The organism is Sphingomonas sp. (genome assembly GCF_964263785.1).
Lineage (GTDB): Bacteria > Pseudomonadota > Alphaproteobacteria > Sphingomonadales > Sphingomonadaceae > Sphingomonas.
Map to the genome: position 1 here is coordinate 57,269 of NZ_CAXVWL010000014.1, position 19,479 is coordinate 76,747.

A 19,479-nucleotide genomic window follows, 5' to 3' on the forward strand; every position below is an offset into this window, starting at 1 on the left:
ACAAGGGGATTTCAGGATGCAGGCGGGAACCATGAGCGTCGAGGCGCTGATCCATACGGCGGCGAGCGCGACGACGGTGCTGAAGCAGGTGACATCGGGCAAGGCGGCGGAGGAGCACGCCGGCACCAACGTCCGCACGCTCCAGCAGCTGACCGAGATCCTGGAGCGGATGACGGGCGAGCTGTCGACCCGCCGCGCGAGCGACCGCTTCGCGGCCGCGCTCGAGCGCATCGCCGACCTGAAGGTCCGCAGCGCGGGCGAGCTGATCGAGCAAGGCAAATGGAAGAAACTCGCCGAGGAACTCCAGTCGATCGCGCAGAGTGCGCTCAACCCGGACGGGGCTACGTCAACACGCTGAGGTCGAGCGCTGCGAGGAGCGCCGCCCGTGCCGCGCGGGCAGCGGGCCAGTCGCCCAGCGTGACATGATCTTCGGGCCCGACGCGCTCGGGCCAGTGCTCCGTCACGACTTCAGCGATCCGGTCGAGCTTGGCCTCGTCCACCAGAAACCGCGGATCGACCGTTGCCGGATCGCACACCACGCGCAAGCGCAGGCAGGCGGGGCCGCCGCCGTTCGCCATCGATTCTCGGACGTCGACCGGCACCAGCGTGCGGATCGGGCCGTTTCCGGCGACCAGCGCTTCGAGCCAGCGCCATACCCGCCGATGCGCCTGGGCTTCTGTGGGAAGGACGAGCGCCATGCCTCCGCCGGGCAACGTCACCAATTGCGCGTTGAACAGATAGCTCGCGATGGCATCCTCCAGCGAGACGGCGGCGGCGGGGACCTCGACGATCTCGGCCTCGGGCAATCGGTCGCGGAGCGCGGCGTAGAAGCCGTCGCGATCCGCGAACGCCTGCTCGTGCGCGAACAGCACCCGCTCGTTGGCGACCGCGACCACATCGTTGTGGAACGCCCCCGCCGCGATCGCCTGCGGGGATTGCTCCACGAAGAGCGTGGCAGCCGGATCGAGCCCGTGGCGGCGCGCAACACTCTCGCTCGCGATGCGGTGCTGGCGCGCGGGAAAGCGGCCGCCCTGCTCGCCATAGACGAAAACTTCGACGCCAGCCTTATCGTGGGCCGATGCCAGCCGCATGTGATTGGCGGCACCTTCGTCGCCAAAAGGCGCAGGCACCGGCGCATGCACCGCGAAATGGCGCGTGTCCGCGAAGGCGAGCTGCAATTGCGTCAGCGTTTGTGGCCATTCGTGCGCGCGGTGCGGCATGGTGACCAGATTGGCGACGCTCAGGTGGCACCGCCCGTCGCCGGTGTCGGCGCCGGGGGACACCGTGGCCGCGTTGGCTGCCCACATCGCCGAGGCCGATGTCGCGGCGGCCCACAATCCGCCCGCTTGCACCGCATCGGTGCCGAGTGCCGCGAGCCAGTACGTATCGGGCCGGTCGTGCGGGAGCAGGATACCCTGTGCCAGCCCGAGCGCCAGGGTCGCGCGCATCTTGGCGATACCCTGCAACGCCGCCGCACGCGGCCATGACGGCGCGCCTGCGTTGCTGGTGGCCGCCAGATTGCCGGGGCTCAGCCCCGCGTAATTGTGGGTCGGCCCGACGATGCCGTCGAAGTTGATCTCCGTCAGGCTCACACCCGCAAGGCCCAGGTCACGCGGTCGTCCTCGGCCAGGTCGAGCGCCTTGGCGCATTCGACCGACAGCACGATGCCGTTGCCCGCCGGGCGCACGCGGCCGTAGGCGGCGCGGAAGTCGCCGAGCCGTCCCGTGGCGACGATCGCCTCCTCGCCGCCGTCGCGGTCGATGGCGACGATCGGCGAATCCTGCGCCTCGCGTACGGTGCGGACGCGATCCGTGCGCGCGGTCATCGTCGGGCCGCCATCGAAGATATCGACGTAATTCTCGAACGAGAATCCCTCGTTCTCCAGCATCCGCATCGCCGCCCGACCCGAGGGGTGGGGCAGCCCGATCGCCGCGCGGGCATGTTCGGGCAGCATCGCGGTGTAGATCGGGTGCTTGGGCATCAGGTCGGCGATGAACTGGTGCCCATGAACCGCGTTGAACCGATCGGCGTCCTGGAAATTCATCCCGAAGAACCGCCCCGCCAGCCCGTCCCAGAACGGCGATCCGCCCGCCTCGTCGATGACGCCGCGCAACTCGGCCAGGATACGATCGGCAAAGCGCGCGCGGTGCGCCCGTATGAACAGATAGCGGCTGCGCGCCAGTAGCAGCCCGAGACCGCCCGCCCGCTCGCCGGGGTGCAGGAACAGCCCGCCGACCTCGGTCGACCCCTCCAGGTCGGTTGCGAGCGACAGCATCTCGGCTCGGAACGTTCGCTTCAACGCGCCGCTATATTGGGTCAGCGTGCCGATCCGGTAGCTGTAGAACGGGTGCTGCTGCCCGACATGGGTGAAAATCTGGCAGGTTCCGCGCACCTCGCGCGTCTCCGCATTCTCCAGGATCAGCACGAACAGTTCGTCGGCGATGACCCCGTCCGGTGTCTCGTCGCGCGCGAACGCGGCCCCGCTGCGCTCCAGCTTGGCGGACAGCGCCTGACGGTCGGGGGGAAGATTGGTGAAGCCGCCGCCGGTCAGCTTCGCCATCTCGTATAGATGCTGAAGATCGTCGACACCGGCGGCGCGGATGCGAAAGGTCACGGGCGGCCCTCGCGTGCGATGCGCAGGATCGTGACCGCGGACAGCGCGGCGCGCTCGCCCAGGCTGTCGGGAATCATATATTCGTCTATCGAATGAATTGCGCCGCCGCGGACGCCCATCGTGTCGACGACGGGCACCCCCGTGGCCGCGATCGTGTTGCCGTCGCATACCCCACCCGTAGCGGCCCAGGCGATCGGGATGCCGAGGTCGGCGCCTGCTGCCTTAACGCGGTCGAGCAATCGTTGCATGTGCGTGTCGATTGGCCTGGGCGGCCGGTTGAAGCTGCCGTGGACCGTGATGGCGACGTCGTGCTCGGCCGCCGCCATCGCCACTGCGGCATCGATATGCGCCCGCGCTCTCGCGATGTCGGCCGCGGTCTGCGGACGGACGTTGACCCGCAGCACGGCGAGATCGGGGACGACGTTGTTTGGCCCACCGCCATCGATCCGCGCCGGGTTGACTGCCAGTCCACGCCCCGCCGCCTTCGCCAGCCGCACCGCGACGTCGGCGGCGGCGACCAAGGCATTGCGTCCGTCCTCGGGATTGCGCCCGGCGTGTGCACTGCGTCCATGCGCGACGATCGAAAAGTTCCCCGTTCCGCCCCGCGCGCCCGCCAGCGTGCCGTCGGCGAGCGCGGGCTCGTAGGTGAGCGCCGCTACCTTGCCGCGGGCCGCTTCGGTGAGGAGCGCGGCGGACGAGAAGGATCCGGTCTCCTCGTCGGAGTTGATGATGACGTCGTAGCCGAAGTGCGCCGCGCCGGGCGATGCCTCGACCGCCGCGAGCGCCGCCAGCATGACCGCGAGGCCGCCCTTCATGTCTGCGACCCCGGGGCCGCCGAGCGCGCCGTCGTCGCGCCAGGCGCAGGTCTGGAACGCATGGTCTGCCGGGTATACGGTGTCCATGTGACCGGTGAACAGCATCCGCACCGGCGCATGCGGACGGACACGCAGGTGGAGATGGCGTCCGTGATCGAGCGCGCGGACCTCGCCGTCCGCACCGACCTGCTCGGCCGACGCCGGCTCGACCAGCCGCAGGTCGCCAGGCAGGATGGAGAAGGCATCCGCAAGCAGCCCCGCCATCGTCGCTAGCCCGTCGAGGTTACGGGTGCCGCTGTTCACCGCCGCCCAGCGTTCCACCTGCGCCAGCATCGGCGCGGCGCGGGCATGCGCGACGGCGTCTCGTTCGATTGTGTTCGGCCCCTCCATCGCCGCGACCCTAACCGGGTCAGAAGCTGTAGACCAGCGCCGCACGGCTAATCGTGTCGGTCGTCTGCCGGTCGATCGGCGGCATGCTCTCGTATTGCACCGAATAGGACAGTTGCGCCGACAGCGGGCCGAGCAGCTTGGCCTGCAGCGCCGACGTGCTGCTGACCGTAGAATTGTAGCGCTGGACATAGGCCGACGCGGTCTGCGTCACCCCGAGACCGGGCAGCACCCGCACTTGCAGGTTGAGCGACCCGCGCCCTGCGACGCTCGATTGCAGCGTACCGTCGGTGAAGCCGGTGTGGCGGTAGGCGGGGCCGAGTTCGAGGTCGAGCTTCAGGTCGGCGGACTTCAGCACGCTGTATCCCGTCCCGACCGACAGCGACACGCGGTTGTCGTAGCCCAGGAACCGGTCGCTCTCGTACTGCGCCGCCCCGTAGACGTAGGCGCGGTTGTCGATCTTGTAGTTGGGCTCGTAGGAGGCGAGATAATGTTCGCGCGTGGTCACGCCGAGGTTCGATTGGAAATCGGCCTGCGCGCGGAACTTGTGCCGCCATTGCAGCCCTTCGCGGGTCGCGTCGAGCACCGCGCTGCCGCCCGCCGAGTCCGAATTGCCGGTCGCGACGAAGCCGCCGAGCTCGGCCTTGCCGGTCCACAGGTTGAGAAAGCTCGCCTGCCGGATCACGCGCTCGCGCGCGGCGGCGCGATCGGCGCGCCAACTGTCGGCGATCGCCAGCACCGCGTCGCCGCTGAGCGGATCGACCGAGCGCGCGTATTTGACGATCGTGGCGACGTCGCCGTCGTTGCCCGACGCAAGTGCGGCATCGAGCATCGCGCGGATATTCTCCGGGATCATCGCGCCGGCGGCGGTCTGGTCGGGCGCCGTGGCCATTAGTAAGATGATTGGCAGCACGCCGACCTCCGTAGCGGCGTCGAACCGCTGTGAAAACCGGTCAGTCTGCCGGATGCGCGCCAAGGTGAGGGCGAAACACGGCGAGCACCGCTTCGTACAAGGCACGCTTGAACGGCACGATGGCGGCGGGCAGCGCCTCGGCCTCCATCCACCGCCACGCGCGGAATTCGGGGTGTGCGGTGGCGATATCGACATCGCGGTCCTCGCCCAGGAAGCGGTACAGGAACCAGCGTTGCCGCTGACCGCGCCACTTGCCCTTCCACACCTTGCCGATCAGCTCGGGCGGCAGGTCGTAGTAGAGTTCCTCCGGCGCTTGCGCGACGAGCTCGACAAGGTCCGGCGCGATGCCCGTCTCCTCGCCCAGCTCGCGGATCGCGGCATCCCGCGCGTCCTCGCCCGGGTCGATCCCGCCCTGGGGCATCTGCCACGCCTCCAGCGTCGAATCGAGCCGCTGCCCGACGAAGACACGGCCGTCGCGATTGACCAGCATCACACCCGCGCACGGGCGATAGGGCAGGTCGTTCACGCGCCCGCCGCCTGGCGCATGACCCGCGCCGCCTCGGCCTCAGAGACCGCCGCACGTACCGCAACAAGGTAACCGGCGACGTCGCCCACCGCAGACGGGATACCCTGGCGCAGCGTGATGAAGCCGTGAATCGTGCCGGGCGCCTCACGGTACGTCACCGCCACCCCCGCCGCGACCAGCGCCGATGCATAGGCGCGGCCCTGGTCGCGGATCGGGTCCAGGCTGGCGGTGACGATGACGGCCGGGGGCATGCCCGCCATGTCGCCCCGGAGCGGCGAGCCGCGCATGTGCTCGACGTCGGCGCGGTAGCAATCGTCGAACCACGCCATCGACCCGCGGGTCAGCAGATACCCTTCGGCGAACTGCTCGAAGGACGGGTAGGCGCCGCGTGCGTCCGTGGCGGGGTAGATCGGCGCCTGGACGATCACCGGCACCGCCGCGGGCGTGTCGCGCAACGCCATCGCGGTCGTGATCGTCAGTGTACCGCCGGCGCTGTCGCCGCACAGCACCAGGCTGGTCGCGGTGCGCCCCAACTCAGGCGGATTGCTCGCGACCCAGCGCGCCGCCGCTTCGCAATCGTCGGGCGCGGCGGGCCAGCGGTGCTCGGGAGCCAACCGGTAATCGACCGCGACGACGGGCATGTTCAGCGCGCGCGAGGCCTCCGCGCAGAAGCTCGCGTGCGTCTCCAGGTCGCCGATCACGAACCCGCCGCCGTGAAAGAAGACGGTGACCGGTCCGGGTTCGCGGTGTTCGGCCACATCGAACAGCCGCGCCGGGATCGGTCCCGCAGGTCCAGGGATCGTCAGGTCGTTGACGGTGGCGAGTTCGCCCTGCGGCAGGTCCGCCACCCCCTTGGTCGCGACATACATCGCGCGCGCCGCGGTCGGGTCCATCTCGTGCATCTTGGGGCCGGGTAAGGCGTTCAGATAGTCGAGGAACAGGCGCACGTCGGGACGGACGAAGGGCGTGTCGGTCATGCGTCTCTCCTTGGGCCCGCCGGGCTTTGCGCCTACCTATTCGCGGTGATCCCCGTCGTCCATCATCCCGATTACGTCGCCGCGGCACCGGCGCGATCGACCTATCGCTGGGGCAAGAACGGCCTGATCCGCGATCTGCTCGCGGGCGAGGGCGCGCGGATCGCATGGCACCGTCCCGACACGATGCCTGAGCGCTGGCTGGAGGCGGTGCACGATCCGGAATACGTCGCCGAGGTGCTCGACGCTCGAGTGCCGCCCGACAAGACGCGGCGGATCGGCTTTCCTGTAACCGGCGCCGTCGCGGCGCGGGCGGCGGTCGTGCCCGGGGGGACGTGGCTGGCGGCCCATCTGGCGCTGACGCACGGGTTCGCCGCCAATACCGCAGGCGGCAGCCATCATGCGCTGGCGGGGACCGGCGCGGGCTATTGCGTCTTCAACGACCTCGCGGTCGCAGCGGTGCGGCTGGTCGAGGAGGGAACCGTATCGCGGCTGCTCGTCGTCGATGTCGACGTCCACCAGGGCGACGGTACCGCGGCGCTGCTGGCAGGACGTCCGGGACTCGCCACCTATTCGATCCACGCCGCCAAGAACTTTCCCACGCGAAAGGCACGATCGACGCTCGACGTGCCGCTCGCGGACGGGGTGGGGGACGACGAATATCTAGCGACGCTGGAACAGACGCTGACGCCGCTGCTGGACGAGGCGCGCCCCCAGATCGTGCTCTACCAAGCCGGAGTCGATCCCTTTGTCGGCGATCGGCTGGGCCGCCTGGCGCTGACCGAAGACGGCCTCGCACGCCGCGAACGGCTGGTCGCGGCGATGATGCGCGCGCGCGGCATCCCGGTGGCGAGTACGGTGGGCGGCGGCTATGGCGACGATGCGCTGGCGATCGCCCGCCGCCATGTCGCCGCGATCCTGACGTTGGGCGCAGCGTTCGGGCTCGGCTGACGGAACCGCGTGTGCCGCGCGCGCGTAGCGACACGCGATGACCGAACCCGTCCTGCTCTGGCTCCGCCAGGATTTGCGCCTCCACGATCAACCCGCGCTGCTGGCTGCCGCCCGTTCCGGTCCGGTCATTCCCGTCTACGTCCTCGACGACGAGTCGGCGGGCGACTGGCGGATCGGTGGTGCCCAACGCTGGTATCTCCACCACGCCCTGGAAGCGCTTGCAGCGTCGCTGGAGGCGATGGGCTCGCGGCTGATCCTGCGGCGGGGCGATGCCGTCACCGTTTTGCGCGCGCTGCTGGAGGAAACCGGCGCGGCCGCGATCCATGCGATTCGCCACTACGAACCATGGTGGCGCAGTGCGGAAGCCGCGCTTAGCGACGCACTGTACCTGCATGACGGAAACCATCTCGCGCGGATCGAAGATTTGACGACCGGCGCGGGAACGCCGTTCCGGGTCTATTCGAGCTTCTGGAAGGCGCTGTCGCAGCGGATGCCGCCCGATGCGCCTTTGCCGGCGCCCAACACGCTCGCTGCTCCCGCAAAATGGCCGGGCAGCGACGTGCTTGCCGATTGGGGGCTGCTGCCCAAGCGCGACTGGGCGAAGGCGTTCGATGCGGCGTGGACGGCGGGCGAAGCAGCCGCGCGCAATGCCGTCGATGCGTTCGCCGGGCAGGTCGCCGCATACGACACCGATCGGAACCTGCCGTCGGTCGAAGGCAGCTCGCGGCTGTCACCGCATCTCCATTTCGGCGAAGTGAGCCCGCGTCAGGTCTGGCATGCGCTGTCCGGGCTTGGCGAGGGCGTGCAGACCTTTCGCAAGGAGCTTGCCTGGCGTGATTTCACCGACGGCGTCGTCACGGCGCTCCCGGATTACGGCGATCGCAACGGACGTCCGAAGTTCGATTCGCTGTGGCGCGACGGCGCCGACGCACAACGCGACCTGAAGGCCTGGCAGACGGGCCGGACGGGCTACCCGATCGTCGATGCCGGGATGCGCCAACTGTGGACGATCGGTTGGATGCACAACCGCGTTCGCATGATCACCGCCAGTTTCCTCATCAAGCACCTGCTGCTCGATTGGCGTTGGGGCGAGCGCTGGTTCTGGGACTGCCTGGTCGACGCCGATTACGGCAACAATTCGGTGAACTGGCAATGGGTGGCAGGGACCGGCGTCGACGCCAACATGTTCGGGCGGATCATGGCGCCGCTGACGCAATCGGAAAAGTTCGACGCGGGCGGGTATATCCGCCACTGGGTGCCCGAGCTTGGCGGCCTTTCCGATGCGGTGATCCACGATCCGGAAGCCGGGGGCTGCCGCCCACGCGGCTATCCGGTCAAGATCATCGGCCACCGCGAAGCGCGCGAGCGGGCGCTGGCTGCGGCGGCCAGGATGCGCTGAACCCTTTTCGATTTCGCCGCGTGCTGGCATGGGCGCCCGCGATGAACGATCCGCGCACCGTCGCCCCCGAACCCGACCACCGCGCGTCCGCCGCCGCGCGCCTAGTCGCGCCCGTGTTCCACCGGATGCTCGACCGGATCGATCGCGCGTTAAAGATGGGGGCGATCGAGGCGACCTTGCCCGATGGCACCCGGCGGCTGCTCGGTGGACGTGCCGCCGGGCCGGTCGCGGTCGTCGACCTGCGGCGCTGGCGTGCTCTGGTCCGGCTGGCGACCGGCGGATCGGTCGGCTGGTACGACGCGTGGGCGGCGGGGGACTGGGACAGCCCGGATGCGGTGCCGCTGTTTGCGTTGTTCATGGCGAACCGCGTGGCGCTGGGGCATTCGGCGCGGTCGGGCGGCTTGGCGAAGCTGGCGGCACGCGCGTGGCACCGGCTGCGGCGCAACGATCGGGCAGGCGCGCGACGCAACATCGCCGCGCATTACGACCTGGGCAACGATTTCTACTCGCAATGGCTCGATGCCGGGCTGACCTATTCAAGTGCAATCTTCGCCGAAGCGAACGAGCCGCTGGAGACCGCGCAGGACCGCAAGATCGCCGCGGTTCTCGCGCGAACCGGCGCACGGCCCGGCGACACGATCCTGGAGATCGGTTGCGGCTGGGGATCGTTTGCGGCGGCTGCGGCGGCCGAAGGTAACGAAGTTCACGCTATTACGCTGTCCGCCGAGCAGAAAGCGGCGATCGAGGCGAAGGCGCTGCGGGGTGTCACGGTCGCCCTGACCGACTATCGCGATGTCAAAGACCGTTACGATGCAGTCGTCAGCATAGAGATGGTCGAGGCTGTAGGACAGCGCTACTGGCCAGACTTTCTCGACATGGTAGCGCGGGTGCTGAAGCCGGGCGGGCGGGCAGCGATCCAGTTCATCACGATCGCCGATGACGTGTTCCCTGCCTATGCTTCAAGCGTCGACTTCATCCAGCGATACGTGTTCCCCGGCGGCATGTTGCTGTCCGAGTCGCGCTTCAGGGCGTCGGCGGAGGCACGCGGACTGGCGTGGCGCGATCCGCACCACTTCGGGCTCGACTATGCCGAGACGCTCCGGCGGTGGCGGGTCGCGTTCGAGGCGGCGGTGGCGGAGGGCAGATTGCCTGCGCGCTTCGACGAGCGATTCGTGCGGTTGTGGCGCTATTACCTGATGTACTGCGAGGGCGGGTTCCGGGGTGGTGGGATCGACGTCGTGCAGGTTACGCTGACGGAATATTGAGCTTTAAGAAGAAGCGGGCCCCGGCTCCAGGGCGGGGCGACGGAAGATCGGAGTCAGCCTTCGATGCGCTCGAAATGCCCCGCCTCGAAGCCGTCGATCGCCAGTGTGGCGATACGTTCGGCGACGACAGCGGGATCTTTGACCGAGCTCGGGTCTTCGCCGGGATAGGCGCGCGCGCGCATCGCCGTGCGGGTGGAGCCGGGGTCGAGGATCCCGGTACGGATGCTGCTGATCGCCGCGACCTCGTCGCCGTAGGCGCCGAGCAGCGTCTCGAATGCCGCCTTGGAGGCGCCGTATGCGCCCCAATAGGCACGCGGCTTGCGCGCGACCGAGGACGTGACGCCGATCACGCGTGCACCTTCCGACCGGCGCAGCATCGAATCGAACGCCGCGATCAGCGCCGCTTGCGCGCTGACGTTGAGGGTCAGGACCGACGCCAGTTCCTTGGCATCGATCGCCGGCACCGCCGCCAGGCTGCCGAGTGTGCCGGCGTTGAGCACAAGCACGTCGAGCGCTTGCCAGCGTTCGCCGACCGCAGTCGCCAGACGGGCGATCGCATCGGTCTGGGTCAGATCGAGCGGTGCGATCGTCGCCGAACCGCCCGCATCGAAAATCGCCTGCTCGACATCTTCCAGACCTTTCGCGGTACGAGCGGTCAGCACGACATGGGCTCCGCGGGCGGCAAGCGCCAGCGCGGTCGCCGCACCGATGCCGCGACTGGCGCCGGTGACGACCGCGAGCTTGTCCGCCAGCGGACCGCTCAAGCCCGCCGCTCCTCTAACAACGCGAACTGATCGACCTCGGCGGTCTCGTCATAGTCGGTCAGCATCGTCGGATAGTCCCCGGTGAAGCACGCATCGCAATATTTAGGCCGGATCTCGGCGCGGTTCGCCTCGCCGAGCGCCTTGTACAGTCCGTCAATGGAGACGAATGCCAAGCTGTCGGCGTGGATGAAATCGGTCATTTCGGCGATGTCGTGGGTGGCGGCGAGCAGCTTGGCGCGCTCGGGCGTGTCGACGCCGTAGAAGCAGCTGTGCCGGGTCGGGGGACTGGCGATCCGCATGTGGACCTCGGCCGCGCCCGCTTCGCGCATCATCTGAACGATCTTGAGGCTGGTGGTGCCGCGGACGATCGAATCGTCGACCAGGATAACCCGCTTGCCCTTGATGAGGGCCCGGTTGGCGTTGTGCTTGAGCTTCACACCCAGATGGCGAACCTTGTCGCCCGGCTGGATGAAGGTGCGCCCGACATAATGCGAGCGGATGATGCCGAGCTCGAACGGGATGCCGCTTGCCTGCGCATAGCCGATCGCGGCGGGCACGCCCGAATCGGGTACGGGGATGACGAGGTCGGCGTCGACGGGCGCTTCGCGCGACAACTGTGCGCCGATTCCCTTGCGCACCGAATAGATCGAATGATCCTCGACGATCGAATCGGGACGCGAGAAATACACCCATTCGAAGATGCACGGCCGCGGCGCCATCGGCGCGAACGGGCGGATCGATCGGACGTCCTTGCCTTGCACGATCACCAGTTCGCCCGGTTCGACCGAGCGTTCGAAGGTCGCGCCGACGACGTCGAGCGCCACGGTCTCGGACGCAAAGATCACCGCGTCGTCGAGACGGCCCATCACCAGCGGGCGGATGCCGAGCGGGTCGCGGCAGGCGATCATGCCTTCGGGCGTCATCACGATCAGCGAATAGGCGCCCTCGACCTGCTTCAGCGCATCGATGAAGCGATCGAGCAGCGTGCGATAGCTCGAGGTGGCGACGAGATGGATGATCGTTTCGGTATCGCTGGTCGACTGAAAGATCGATCCGCGGCGGACGAGCTCCTTGCGAAGCTTGATCGCGTTGGAAATGTTGCCGTTGTGAGCGACGGCAAAGCCGCCGGTCTGGAGCTCGGCATACAGCGGCTGGACGTTGCGCAGCGCGGTGTCGCCCGAGGTCGCATAGCGAACGTGGCCGCAGGCGACGGTGCCCGGCAGCGCGCGAATCACGTCGTCACGGTCGAAATTGCCCGCAACGTGACCCATCGCGCGGTGGGTATGAAAGGCGCGGCTGTCCCAGGTCGTGATCCCGGCGGCTTCCTGCCCCCTATGCTGGAGCGCGTGCAGCCCCAAGGCGACGAGCGCGGCCGCGCCTTGCGTTTCGGACACGCCGAAGATGCCACACTCCTCATGGAGGTGATCGCCGTCGTCGGCGGCTTCGAAAGGATGTGTGGTCAGCATGTCGGCCCGATGGGTTTCGCTTCACGGCGGGATATAGGAGGCAAACATGGGTTTGTCGCCCCCAAGCGATGTCGGCTAACAGCCGCGAAGGTCACGGCGTGTTTATTCACCGGATCACGTGATGCCGAGCATCGCCAGAGCGGGGATGCCGTCGCGGTGAAAACGCGCGGCGTCGGCGTCATCGCAGCGGCGAGCGCCAGGTTCAGGGGAGCGAGCCTGGGCAGGAAATTGTGGGGACGTATTCGACGTCCACGACATACCCGGTCGACCAGTCCTGCGCGGCCGTGCTCATCGTCGTTTTCCCTCCGATCGGAACGCCGGTGTGGACATTGGCAATCCGGGCTACCTTCGCACAAATTCTTCGGCGATTTTCGTTTGCCGGCTATCGTAGGTAAGGCGAAATATGACGTATCGCGAAGAGACATTCCTGTTCGACCCGAAGTTCGATGCTGCCGGTCTCGTTACCGCCGTCGTAACGAACCAAGCGGGCGCGTTGTTGATGGTGGCGCATATGAATGCCGAGGCGATCGCGGCGACGCAGGATTCGGGTGAGGCCACCTTCTGGTCGCGCAGTCGCATGCGGCTTTGGCGCAAGGGGGAAACCTCGGGCAATATTTTGCGGGTCGTCGAAATGCGAGTCGATTGCGATCAGGATGCGCTGTGGCTGGTCGTCGAGCCGGCCGGTCCGGCGTGCCATACCGGGCGAACGAGCTGCTTTTACCGGCGGATCGAACGCGACGGCGCCCTGACCTTCGTCGAATGAGGCGTCCTTATCGTCTTGCGCTAACATTGGCATTGGCCGGCTGTGGACAACAGCCGACCGTCGATGCGCAAGCGGGCGAACGGCTGGAGGCGGCGGCGCGGGGAGCGGGGTTGATCACGGATCCCAAGGGTTCGCTGGTCGGTGCCTGGATGCGCGACACGGATCGCGTCTGCATCATACCAGGCGCCGGTGGCGCGACGCGGATCGGCGCGCTGGTGAACTATAGCGACGGGCAGGCGTGCGCGGCGGCGGGAACGCTGGAACGATCCGGTGAGCGGGTCGGGGTGATCTTTGGCGACTGTCGCTTCGATGCGCGTTTCGACGGAGAGCGGCTGACGTTTCCGGCGGAATTACCAGTGGCATGCGAACGAATGTGCCAGGGTCGCGCTTCGCTGGCGGCGCTCGTGGTCGAGCGGCAGGGGGCGTCCGCCTCCGAAGCTGCGACGCTGCGAGCGCCGGACGGCACGTTGCTATGCGGCGCTTGACGTTAACGTAAAGGGCAAGTAGCGGCCTCGGTATGCCGACCGGTTCAACTTACGCCGTCGTTCCGCCGCGTGCCGATCGCGACGACTTCACGATATCCGATCTGTCCGCCGAGTTCGGGGTCACCGCCCGCGCGCTGCGCTTCTACGAGGACGAGGGGCTGATCGCGCCCGTTCGCCGCAGTACCCAGCGCATCTATTCGCATCGCGATCGTGCGCGGATCGCGTGGATATTGCGGGGCAAGCGCGTCGGGTTCAGCCTCGCCGAAATCCGTGAAATGATCGACCTCTACGACGTTGGCGACGGTCGACGTGTCCAGCGTCAGGTCGCGATCGATCGCTGCCGCGAGCGGATAGCGCTACTGACCCGGCAACGCGTCGACATCGACGCCGCCATTACGGAACTCACCGATTTCGTTGCCGTGCTCGACCGCGGCCGTACCCAGGATCAAGGATAGCTTCATGCCCCAGTACACGCCCCCCGTTCGCGACACGCGCTTCGTCCTCGAGAATGTGGTTGGGCTTGATCGCTATGCCAACGTACCGGGGTTCGGGGCCGCCACCCCCGACACCGTCGATGCGGTGCTGGAGGAAGGCGGGCGCTTCGTCGCCGAGGTACTGTTCCCGCTCAACCTGTCCGGCGACCAGGAGGGTTGCACGCGTCATGCGGACGGTTCGGTGACGACCCCGGCCGGGTTCAAGGAGGCATACGCCAAGTTCGTCGAGTCGGGCTGGGGGACGCTTTCCGCACCCGAAGCGTTCGGTGGGCAAGGCATGCCGCATGTCGTCTCGACCGCATTCCAGGAATACATGATCTCGGCGAACATGGCGTTCGCGATGTATCCCGGGCTTGCTCACGGCGCGATCGCGGCGCTGGTGGTGAAAGGGTCGCCTGAACAGCAAGCCAAGTACCTGCCGAAGATGGTGTCGGGCGAATGGGGTGGCACCATGAACCTGACCGAGCCGCAGTGCGGCACCGACCTGGGTCTGATCCGCACCCGCGCGGAGCCGCAGGCGGATGGATCGTACAGCATAACCGGCACGAAAATCTTCATCTCGGCGGGCGAGCACGACCTTACCGACAACATCATCCACCTCGTGCTGGCAAAGACTCCCGGCGCGCCCGAGAGCTCAAAGGGCATTTCGCTGTTCGTCGTGCCAAAGGTGATGGTCGGCGACGACCGATCATTGGGTGAGCGCAACGCAGTCAGCTGCGGCTCCATCGAGCACAAGATGGGCATCCACGGCAACTCGACCTGCGTGATGAACTACGATGGCGCGACCGGCTGGCTGGTCGGCGACGAGATGAAGGGGCTCGCCGCGATGTTCATCATGATGAATGCCGCGCGGCTGGGCGTGGGCTTGCAGGGGCTGGGGCTGGCCGAGGTCGCGTATCAGAACGCGGTCCAGTATGCGCACGACCGTCGTCAGGGTCGCGCGCTGACTGGCCCCGCCGAGCCGAACGAGAAGGCCGATACGCTGTTCGTCCATCCCGACGTCCGCCGGATGCTGATGGAGGGCAAGGCGTGGACCGAGGGACTGCGCGCGCTGTGCCTATGGGGGGCGCTCCAGGTCGATCTCGAACATGCCGCACCCGACGATGCCGATCGGCAGATGGCCGCCGACCTGATCGGGCTTCTGACCCCGGTCATCAAGGGAGTCGGGACCGACAAGGGTTACGAGATCGCGACGACGTCTCAGCAGGTCTATGGCGGGCACGGCTATATCGCCGAATGGGGTATGGAGCAGTACGTCCGTGACGCACGGATCGCGCAGATCTACGAGGGCACCAACGGCGTGCAGGCGATGGATTTGGTCGGGCGCAAGCTGGCTGCCAATGGCGGGCGCGCGGTGCAGGCGTTGTTCCGGATCGTCGGCGAGGAAGTCGCCGCGGCGAAAAACGTGGAGGCGACGGTAGCGTTCGCAACCGCGCTGGAGCGGGCGAACAGCGAGCTTCAGACCGCGACGATGTGGTTCATGGCAAACGGGATGAAAGACCCTAACAACGTCGGCGCGGGCGCGGTATCCTACATGCACGTGATGGGCATCGTCGCGGTCGGCCTTATGTGGCTGCGTATGGCGGCGGCGGCCGCACGATTGAAGGACGCCGGCGAAGGGGATGCCGCGTTCATGGACGCCAAGCTGGTAACCGCGCGCTTCTTTGCCGAACGTGTGATGCCCGAGGCAGGGGCGCTGCGGCGCAAGATCGAGGGCGGGGCGGAAGCGATCATGGCCCTGCCGCCGGAAATGTTCATGGCGGCGCGAGCGTGATTGTTGACCGCGCCCCTTGTGAGAGAGGGAGGGAGCAGCCGCAGGCTGCGGAAGGGTGAGGGGCGGCTGCGCAGCAGCCGAGAGAGCCGGCGGCGCGCAGCCCTCATCCGACAGGGCGCGCCACCTTTTCCCACAAGGGGAGAAGGAAAGAACGACCTATTTTGCCGCCGGCGCGGCAGTCGGGGAAGGTATTGCTTCGCCCTTCCGCCGCACTCCCGCCAGCGGCTCCGCAGCTGGTGCGGTTACCACCGGTGCCGCCACCGGCGCCTCGATCCGCAGCACCTGTCGCCGCATGCATTCGGTCTTCACGGCGCGAGGGAACGTGGCGCAATTCCAAAGCGCGCGCTCGAAGTCGCCCTCGCGGTTGCGCAGGTAGCTGAAGCCCATTGCGTCGGATTGGTTGGGCAGCAGGCTGGCGCTGACCGGCATCAGCGCGCGGTCGGTCCAGCCCATCACGACACAGTGCGGCCTGTCGGCACAAGCGGCGAGCGCCATCGCCTTGTAGGAGTCGGGCGCCGCCTTGGGATCGAGCGCGACGACGAAGGTGTCGGGGTCGCTCGGCAGAGCAACCGGGACGGTGCCGGTGTAGGCCGCGACCGCAAGCACCGCTGCGTCGCCCTGTGCCAGCGCCGCGGCCATGCCGTGCGCAGGCGAGACGCCCGCAAGCGCGGCGACCGCGGGCTCGCCGGTCGCGACCTGGCGGTTGAAGGCCGGAGGCGTGCCCCACCAGCCACTCCAGCGGAAGAACAGGTGGCTCCCGACGCGCGCGACCTTGTCGAGGCTCGACTGCCAATAGGGAACCACCCAGTCGGTGTGATAGTGAGTCGAATAGCCGACGGGCTTGTAGACCGCCCCCGACAGCGCGAGTCCGGCGACCTCTCGCGCGCGTTTCCAGCCCGCTTCGGACGGCTTCCAGCGGGTGAGCGCGCCGTCGCAGGTGAAGGTGAACTGGCAGCCGGTGGTGCGTTCCGACCCTTCGAACACGACGCCGCAGACGGTCTTGGGAAATGCAGGGTGGCGGAGGCGGTTGAGGACGACTTGCGCGACCGCGCGCTCGCCGACGCTGTCGTCGCCCGCTTCGTAGAGGACGCCCGCCGCCAGGCAGTCGGTCGCGCGCTCGCGATCCTCGGCCGATCCGGCGAATCGGAACGGACGCGCGGCGGGGTTGGGCAGGGTCGAGAACGGCACGGTTTCGTTGAACGCGCGTGCGTCGTCGGGGGCGAGGTCGACGAGCTTGACCGGCTCCACCGGCGGCAGCTCGGCCTGGGGCACCACGCGGCGGGGCGGCAGCTTGGCGGGCCTGATCGCCCGTTTTGCTTTGGCGGGCGGGTGCGTGACGACCAGCGCCGGGATCGTCACCGCCGCGGCGGCGACCGCGACCAGCGCGGCGCCGACGCGCTTCGAGGGAGCGGGCATCAGCTCTCGGGCAGGAAGTCGGGAACCGAGAGGTAGCGCTCGCCGGTGTCGTAGTTGAAGCCGAGCACGCGGACGTCGTCGGGTAGGTCGGGCAGCTTCTGCAGAATTGCCGCTAGCGTCGCGCCCGAGGAGATGCCGACCAGCATGCCCTCTTCGCTGGCCGCGCGGCGCGCCATGTCCTTGGCGACTGCGGCGTCGACCTCGATCACGCCGTCCAACGCGGCGGTGTGGAGGTTGGCGGGGATAAAGCCGGCGCCGATGCCCTGGATCGGGTGGGGCCCAGGCTGACCGCCCGCGATGACGGGGGAGGCGGCGGGCTCGACCGCATAGGCTTTGAGGTTGGGCCAGGTCTTCTTGAGCGTTTCGGCGACGCCGGTGATGTGGCCGCCGGTGCCGACGCCGGTGATGAGAACGTCGATCGGCGTGTCGGCGAAGTCGTCGAGGATCTCCTGCGCCGTGGTGCGGACGTGGATGTCAATGTTGGCGGGGTTCTCGAACTGCTGGGGCATCCAGCTGTTGGGGGTCTGATCGATCAGCTCCAGCGCGCGCTCGATCGCGCCCTTCATGCCCCGGTCGCGCGGCGTGAGATCGAAGGTCGCGCCGTACGCCAGCATCAGACGGCGGCGTTCGAGCGACATCGATTCGGGCATGACCAGGACGAGCTTGTAGCCCTTGACCGCGGCGACCATCGCCAGGCCGACGCCGGTGTTGCCGCTGGTCGGCTCGATGATCGTGCCGCCGGGCTGCAGGCGTCCGTCGACTTCCGCTGCTTCCACCATCGCCAGCGCGATCCGGTCCTTGATCGACCCGCCGGGATTGGAGCGCTCGGACTTGATCCACACTTCGGAGTCGGGGAACAGGCGGGCCACGCGGATGTGCGGGGTGCGCCCGATCGTGTCGAGGATCGTGTTGGCCTTCATGGCGTGGCTGCTCCATGCTGGGGTTCGGGGATGACTTCGGGCGGATCGAAGGTCTTTGCAAGCCTGAGTTCGGGAAACAGCCGCGCCCAGAGCAGCGTGATCGCGATCGCGCCGACCCCGCCGAACACCACTGCCCCGACGGGACCGAGCAGCGAAGCCAGCAAACCGCTTTCCGCTTCGCCGAGCTCATTCGAGGCGGAGATGGTCAGCTGCGATACTGCGCTGACCCGTCCGCGCATGTGGTCGGGGGTGTGGAGCTGGATCAACGAAGAGCGGACGTAGACCGACACCATGTCGGCGCTGCCCGCCACGATCAGCGCGGCGAGGCTGAGCACAAAGCTGGTCGATACCCCGAAGGTCAGGATCGCCAGCCCGAAGATGACGACGGAGGCAAGCATCTTGACGCCGACGTTCTCGGTCATCGGCCGGACCGAAAACCACACGGCAGTCGCCGCGGCGCCGATGCCCATGCCCGCCGCGAGCAGGCCGAGACCGCTCGCGCCGACGTGGAGGATGTCGCGCGCGTAGATCGGCAGCAGCGCAGTCGCGCCGGCCAGCAGCACCGCGAACAGGTCGAGCGTGATCGTCGCCAGCACCAGCCGGTTGTGGCGGACATAGGCGAAGCCGTCGAGGATACGGACAAGCGGATGGCGGTCGGTCTCAGCGGGCGGCTGCGGCACCGGGCCGATGAACAGCATCGCACCGAGCGCCAGCGAGAGCAGGCCGACGATCGTGGCATACGCAACATCGGGGTGGATCGCATAGAGCAGCCCGCCGAAGCTGGGGCCCGCGATCGATCCGACCTGCCAAGCGATCGAGCTGATCGCGATGGCGGTCGGCAGACTCTCTCGCGGCACCAGATTGGGCGCGAGTGCCGAATAGGCCGGGCCGGAGAAGGCGCGCGCGACGCCGACGAACACTGCCGCACCGAATAGCGCGGGCAGCCCGAGCATGCCCGCCCATGTCAATGCCCCGAGCGTCGCCGCGACCAGCATCAGCAGGGCGGTCGTCACGCGGACAATCCACCGCCGGTCGAGGGTGTCCGCGACCAGGCCGACAACGGGGGTCAGCACGAACAGCGGCACGAATTGCGCAGCGCCGATCATGCCGAGCAAAAAGGCGGCCTCGCGGATGTCCATCGTCTCGCGCGCCAGGCCGTAGACCTGCCAGCCGATGACGATCGCCTGTGCCGCCAGCGCGATCGTACCCAGGAGCCGCGACAGGAGGTACGCACGGAACGCGGGGATACGATACGGGTGGATAACCATTGACCGGGGGCTCTAGGCGCTCCGTAGCGTCAAGGGCAACGATTGAAGTTCGCGCGGGACCGCGGCTATAGGCACCGGACCGCGACTTTCGGAGAGGTGAACGTAACTGTGGCCAAAGCCCCCGCGCCCGCAACCAGCGAGCCCCCCAAGCCGAACCGCGAGCGCCCCGCCGAGCCGCAGCCGTTCCAGGCGACCAAGGAGCAGCTGCTCGACTTCTACAAGCAGATGCTGCTGATCCGGCGCTTCGAGGAGAAGGCGGGACAGCTGTACGGGCTGGGGTTCATC

General features: G+C 67.9%; 19 protein-coding genes and 1 pseudogene. 9 read left to right on the plus strand and 11 right to left on the minus strand.

Annotated elements, in window-relative coordinates:
* Positions 1-16: 16 nt before the first annotated feature.
* Complete coding sequence (locus ACE5C1_RS01520; protein WP_374942294.1) at positions 17-358, plus strand: hypothetical protein; 342 nt, start codon at positions 17-19, stop codon at positions 356-358.
* Here the strand turns inward: ACE5C1_RS01520 and ACE5C1_RS01525 are convergent.
* The 6 genes from ACE5C1_RS01525 to ACE5C1_RS01550 all read right to left on the minus strand — a co-directional run bounded on the left by ACE5C1_RS01525 (position 342) and on the right by ACE5C1_RS01550 (position 6,232).
* The gene (locus ACE5C1_RS01525; protein ID WP_374942295.1) at positions 342-1,592 is read right to left on the minus strand and encodes an N-succinylarginine dihydrolase; all 1,251 of its coding nucleotides are present in this window, start codon (positions 1,590-1,592) and stop codon (positions 342-344) included. The two genes, ACE5C1_RS01520 and ACE5C1_RS01525, sit on opposite strands and share 17 nt — an antisense overlap.
* Positions 1,589-2,614 (minus strand): arginine N-succinyltransferase, encoded by a 1,026-nt coding sequence (locus ACE5C1_RS01530; protein WP_374942296.1) that lies wholly within the window; start codon positions 2,612-2,614, stop codon positions 1,589-1,591. Before ACE5C1_RS01530 ends, ACE5C1_RS01525 begins: the two co-directional genes overlap by 4 nt.
* A complete protein-coding gene (locus ACE5C1_RS01535; protein ID WP_374942297.1) occupies positions 2,611-3,819 on the minus strand; it encodes a hydrolase in 1,209 nt (402 codons plus the stop codon). Before ACE5C1_RS01535 ends, ACE5C1_RS01530 begins: the two co-directional genes overlap by 4 nt.
* A 19-nt stretch (positions 3,820-3,838) precedes the next feature.
* Entirely contained in the window at positions 3,839-4,708 is an 870-nt protein-coding gene (locus ACE5C1_RS01540; protein ID WP_374942298.1) for a YdiY family protein, read from the minus strand.
* Positions 4,709-4,769: 61 nt separating this feature from the next.
* Positions 4,770-5,255: an RNA pyrophosphohydrolase gene (locus tag ACE5C1_RS01545; protein ID WP_374942299.1), complete on the minus strand. Its 486-nt coding sequence runs from the start codon at positions 5,253-5,255 to the stop codon at positions 4,770-4,772.
* A complete protein-coding gene (locus ACE5C1_RS01550; protein WP_374942300.1) occupies positions 5,252-6,232 on the minus strand; it encodes an alpha/beta hydrolase in 981 nt (326 codons plus the stop codon). The genes ACE5C1_RS01545 and ACE5C1_RS01550 overlap by 4 nt, the downstream gene beginning before the upstream one ends.
* Positions 6,233-6,277: 45 nt before the next feature.
* On the opposite strand from ACE5C1_RS01550, the gene ACE5C1_RS01555 reads away from it, so the two are divergent.
* Genes ACE5C1_RS01555 through ACE5C1_RS01565 form a run of 3 tightly spaced genes read left to right on the plus strand, consistent with a single transcriptional unit; the run spans position 6,278 to position 9,844 of the window.
* Positions 6,278-7,180: a histone deacetylase gene (locus ACE5C1_RS01555; RefSeq protein ID WP_374942301.1), complete on the plus strand. Its 903-nt coding sequence runs from the start codon at positions 6,278-6,280 to the stop codon at positions 7,178-7,180.
* A 37-nt stretch (positions 7,181-7,217) separates the two neighbouring features.
* Positions 7,218-8,579: a cryptochrome/photolyase family protein gene (locus ACE5C1_RS01560; protein WP_374942302.1), complete on the plus strand. Its 1,362-nt coding sequence runs from the start codon at positions 7,218-7,220 to the stop codon at positions 8,577-8,579.
* A 41-nt stretch (positions 8,580-8,620) separates the two neighbouring features.
* Positions 8,621-9,844, plus strand: coding sequence for a class I SAM-dependent methyltransferase (locus ACE5C1_RS01565; RefSeq protein ID WP_374942303.1), 1,224 nt, complete (start codon positions 8,621-8,623; stop codon positions 9,842-9,844).
* 53 nt (positions 9,845-9,897) lie between these two features.
* Here the strand turns inward: ACE5C1_RS01565 and ACE5C1_RS01570 are convergent, their stop codons facing one another.
* Both ACE5C1_RS01570 and purF read right to left on the minus strand, forming a co-directional pair.
* Positions 9,898-10,608, minus strand: coding sequence for an SDR family NAD(P)-dependent oxidoreductase (locus tag ACE5C1_RS01570; RefSeq protein WP_374942304.1), 711 nt, complete (start codon positions 10,606-10,608; stop codon positions 9,898-9,900).
* Positions 10,605-12,074: an amidophosphoribosyltransferase gene (purF, locus tag ACE5C1_RS01575; protein WP_374942305.1), complete on the minus strand. Its 1,470-nt coding sequence runs from the start codon at positions 12,072-12,074 to the stop codon at positions 10,605-10,607. Before purF ends, ACE5C1_RS01570 begins: the two co-directional genes overlap by 4 nt.
* A gap of 403 nt (positions 12,075-12,477) precedes the next feature.
* On the opposite strand from purF, the gene hisI reads away from it, so the two are divergent.
* The 4 genes from hisI to ACE5C1_RS01595 are packed head-to-tail and all read left to right on the plus strand — an operon-like array spanning position 12,478 to position 15,590.
* Positions 12,478-12,837 carry a phosphoribosyl-AMP cyclohydrolase gene (hisI, locus tag ACE5C1_RS01580; RefSeq protein WP_374942306.1) on the plus strand — a complete coding sequence of 120 codons (360 nt, stop codon included), beginning with the start codon at positions 12,478-12,480 and terminating at the stop codon, positions 12,835-12,837.
* Between the two features lie 26 nt (positions 12,838-12,863).
* Complete coding sequence (locus tag ACE5C1_RS01585) at positions 12,864-13,322, plus strand: hypothetical protein (protein WP_374942307.1); 459 nt, start codon at positions 12,864-12,866, stop codon at positions 13,320-13,322.
* 32 nt (positions 13,323-13,354) lie between these two features.
* Complete coding sequence (locus ACE5C1_RS01590) at positions 13,355-13,777, plus strand: MerR family DNA-binding transcriptional regulator (RefSeq protein ID WP_374942308.1); 423 nt, start codon at positions 13,355-13,357, stop codon at positions 13,775-13,777.
* 4 nt (positions 13,778-13,781) lie between these two features.
* A complete protein-coding gene (locus tag ACE5C1_RS01595; RefSeq protein ID WP_374942309.1) occupies positions 13,782-15,590 on the plus strand; it encodes an acyl-CoA dehydrogenase C-terminal domain-containing protein in 1,809 nt (602 codons plus the stop codon).
* A 156-nt stretch (positions 15,591-15,746) separates the two neighbouring features.
* On the opposite strand, the gene ACE5C1_RS01600 is transcribed toward ACE5C1_RS01595, so the two are convergent.
* Genes ACE5C1_RS01600 through ACE5C1_RS01610 form a run of 3 tightly spaced genes read right to left on the minus strand, consistent with a single transcriptional unit; the run spans position 15,747 to position 19,194 of the window.
* The gene (locus ACE5C1_RS01600; RefSeq protein WP_374942310.1) at positions 15,747-17,006 is read right to left on the minus strand and encodes a cell wall hydrolase; all 1,260 of its coding nucleotides are present in this window, start codon (positions 17,004-17,006) and stop codon (positions 15,747-15,749) included.
* A complete protein-coding gene (gene cysK / locus ACE5C1_RS01605) occupies positions 17,006-17,926 on the minus strand; it encodes a cysteine synthase A (RefSeq protein WP_374942311.1) in 921 nt (306 codons plus the stop codon). The genes ACE5C1_RS01600 and cysK overlap by 1 nt, the downstream gene beginning before the upstream one ends.
* On the minus strand, positions 17,923-19,194 hold the full coding sequence (locus tag ACE5C1_RS01610; protein ID WP_374942312.1) for an MFS transporter: 1,272 nt from the start codon (positions 19,192-19,194) through the stop codon (positions 17,923-17,925). Before ACE5C1_RS01610 ends, cysK begins: the two co-directional genes overlap by 4 nt.
* A gap of 108 nt (positions 19,195-19,302) precedes the next feature.
* Between ACE5C1_RS01610 and ACE5C1_RS01615 the strand changes: the two are divergent.
* Positions 19,303-19,479, plus strand: a pseudogene (locus ACE5C1_RS01615) (pyruvate dehydrogenase (acetyl-transferring) E1 component subunit alpha); the annotation flags it as partial.

Coding starts and splice junctions, on each gene's coding strand:
- ACE5C1_RS01520 (WP_374942294.1), top strand. CDS start 17: ATGCAGGCGGGAACCATGAGCGTCGAGGCGCTGATCCATACGGCGGCG.
- ACE5C1_RS01535 (WP_374942297.1), bottom strand. CDS start 3,819: ATGGAGGGGCCGAACACAATCGAACGAGACGCCGTCGCGCATGCCCGC.
- ACE5C1_RS01540 (WP_374942298.1), bottom strand. CDS start 4,708: ATGGCCACGGCGCCCGACCAGACCGCCGCCGGCGCGATGATCCCGGAG.
- ACE5C1_RS01550 (WP_374942300.1), bottom strand. CDS start 6,232: ATGACCGACACGCCCTTCGTCCGTCCCGACGTGCGCCTGTTCCTCGAC.
- ACE5C1_RS01560 (WP_374942302.1), top strand. CDS start 7,218: ATGACCGAACCCGTCCTGCTCTGGCTCCGCCAGGATTTGCGCCTCCAC.
- ACE5C1_RS01565 (WP_374942303.1), top strand. CDS start 8,621: ATGAACGATCCGCGCACCGTCGCCCCCGAACCCGACCACCGCGCGTCC.
- purF (WP_374942305.1), bottom strand. CDS start 12,074: ATGCTGACCACACATCCTTTCGAAGCCGCCGACGACGGCGATCACCTC.
- hisI (WP_374942306.1), top strand. CDS start 12,478: ATGACGTATCGCGAAGAGACATTCCTGTTCGACCCGAAGTTCGATGCT.
- ACE5C1_RS01590 (WP_374942308.1), top strand. CDS start 13,355: ATGCCGACCGGTTCAACTTACGCCGTCGTTCCGCCGCGTGCCGATCGC.
- ACE5C1_RS01595 (WP_374942309.1), top strand. CDS start 13,782: ATGCCCCAGTACACGCCCCCCGTTCGCGACACGCGCTTCGTCCTCGAG.
- ACE5C1_RS01600 (WP_374942310.1), bottom strand. CDS start 17,006: ATGCCCGCTCCCTCGAAGCGCGTCGGCGCCGCGCTGGTCGCGGTCGCC.
- cysK (WP_374942311.1), bottom strand. CDS start 17,926: ATGAAGGCCAACACGATCCTCGACACGATCGGGCGCACCCCGCACATC.
- ACE5C1_RS01610 (WP_374942312.1), bottom strand. CDS start 19,194: ATGGTTATCCACCCGTATCGTATCCCCGCGTTCCGTGCGTACCTCCTG.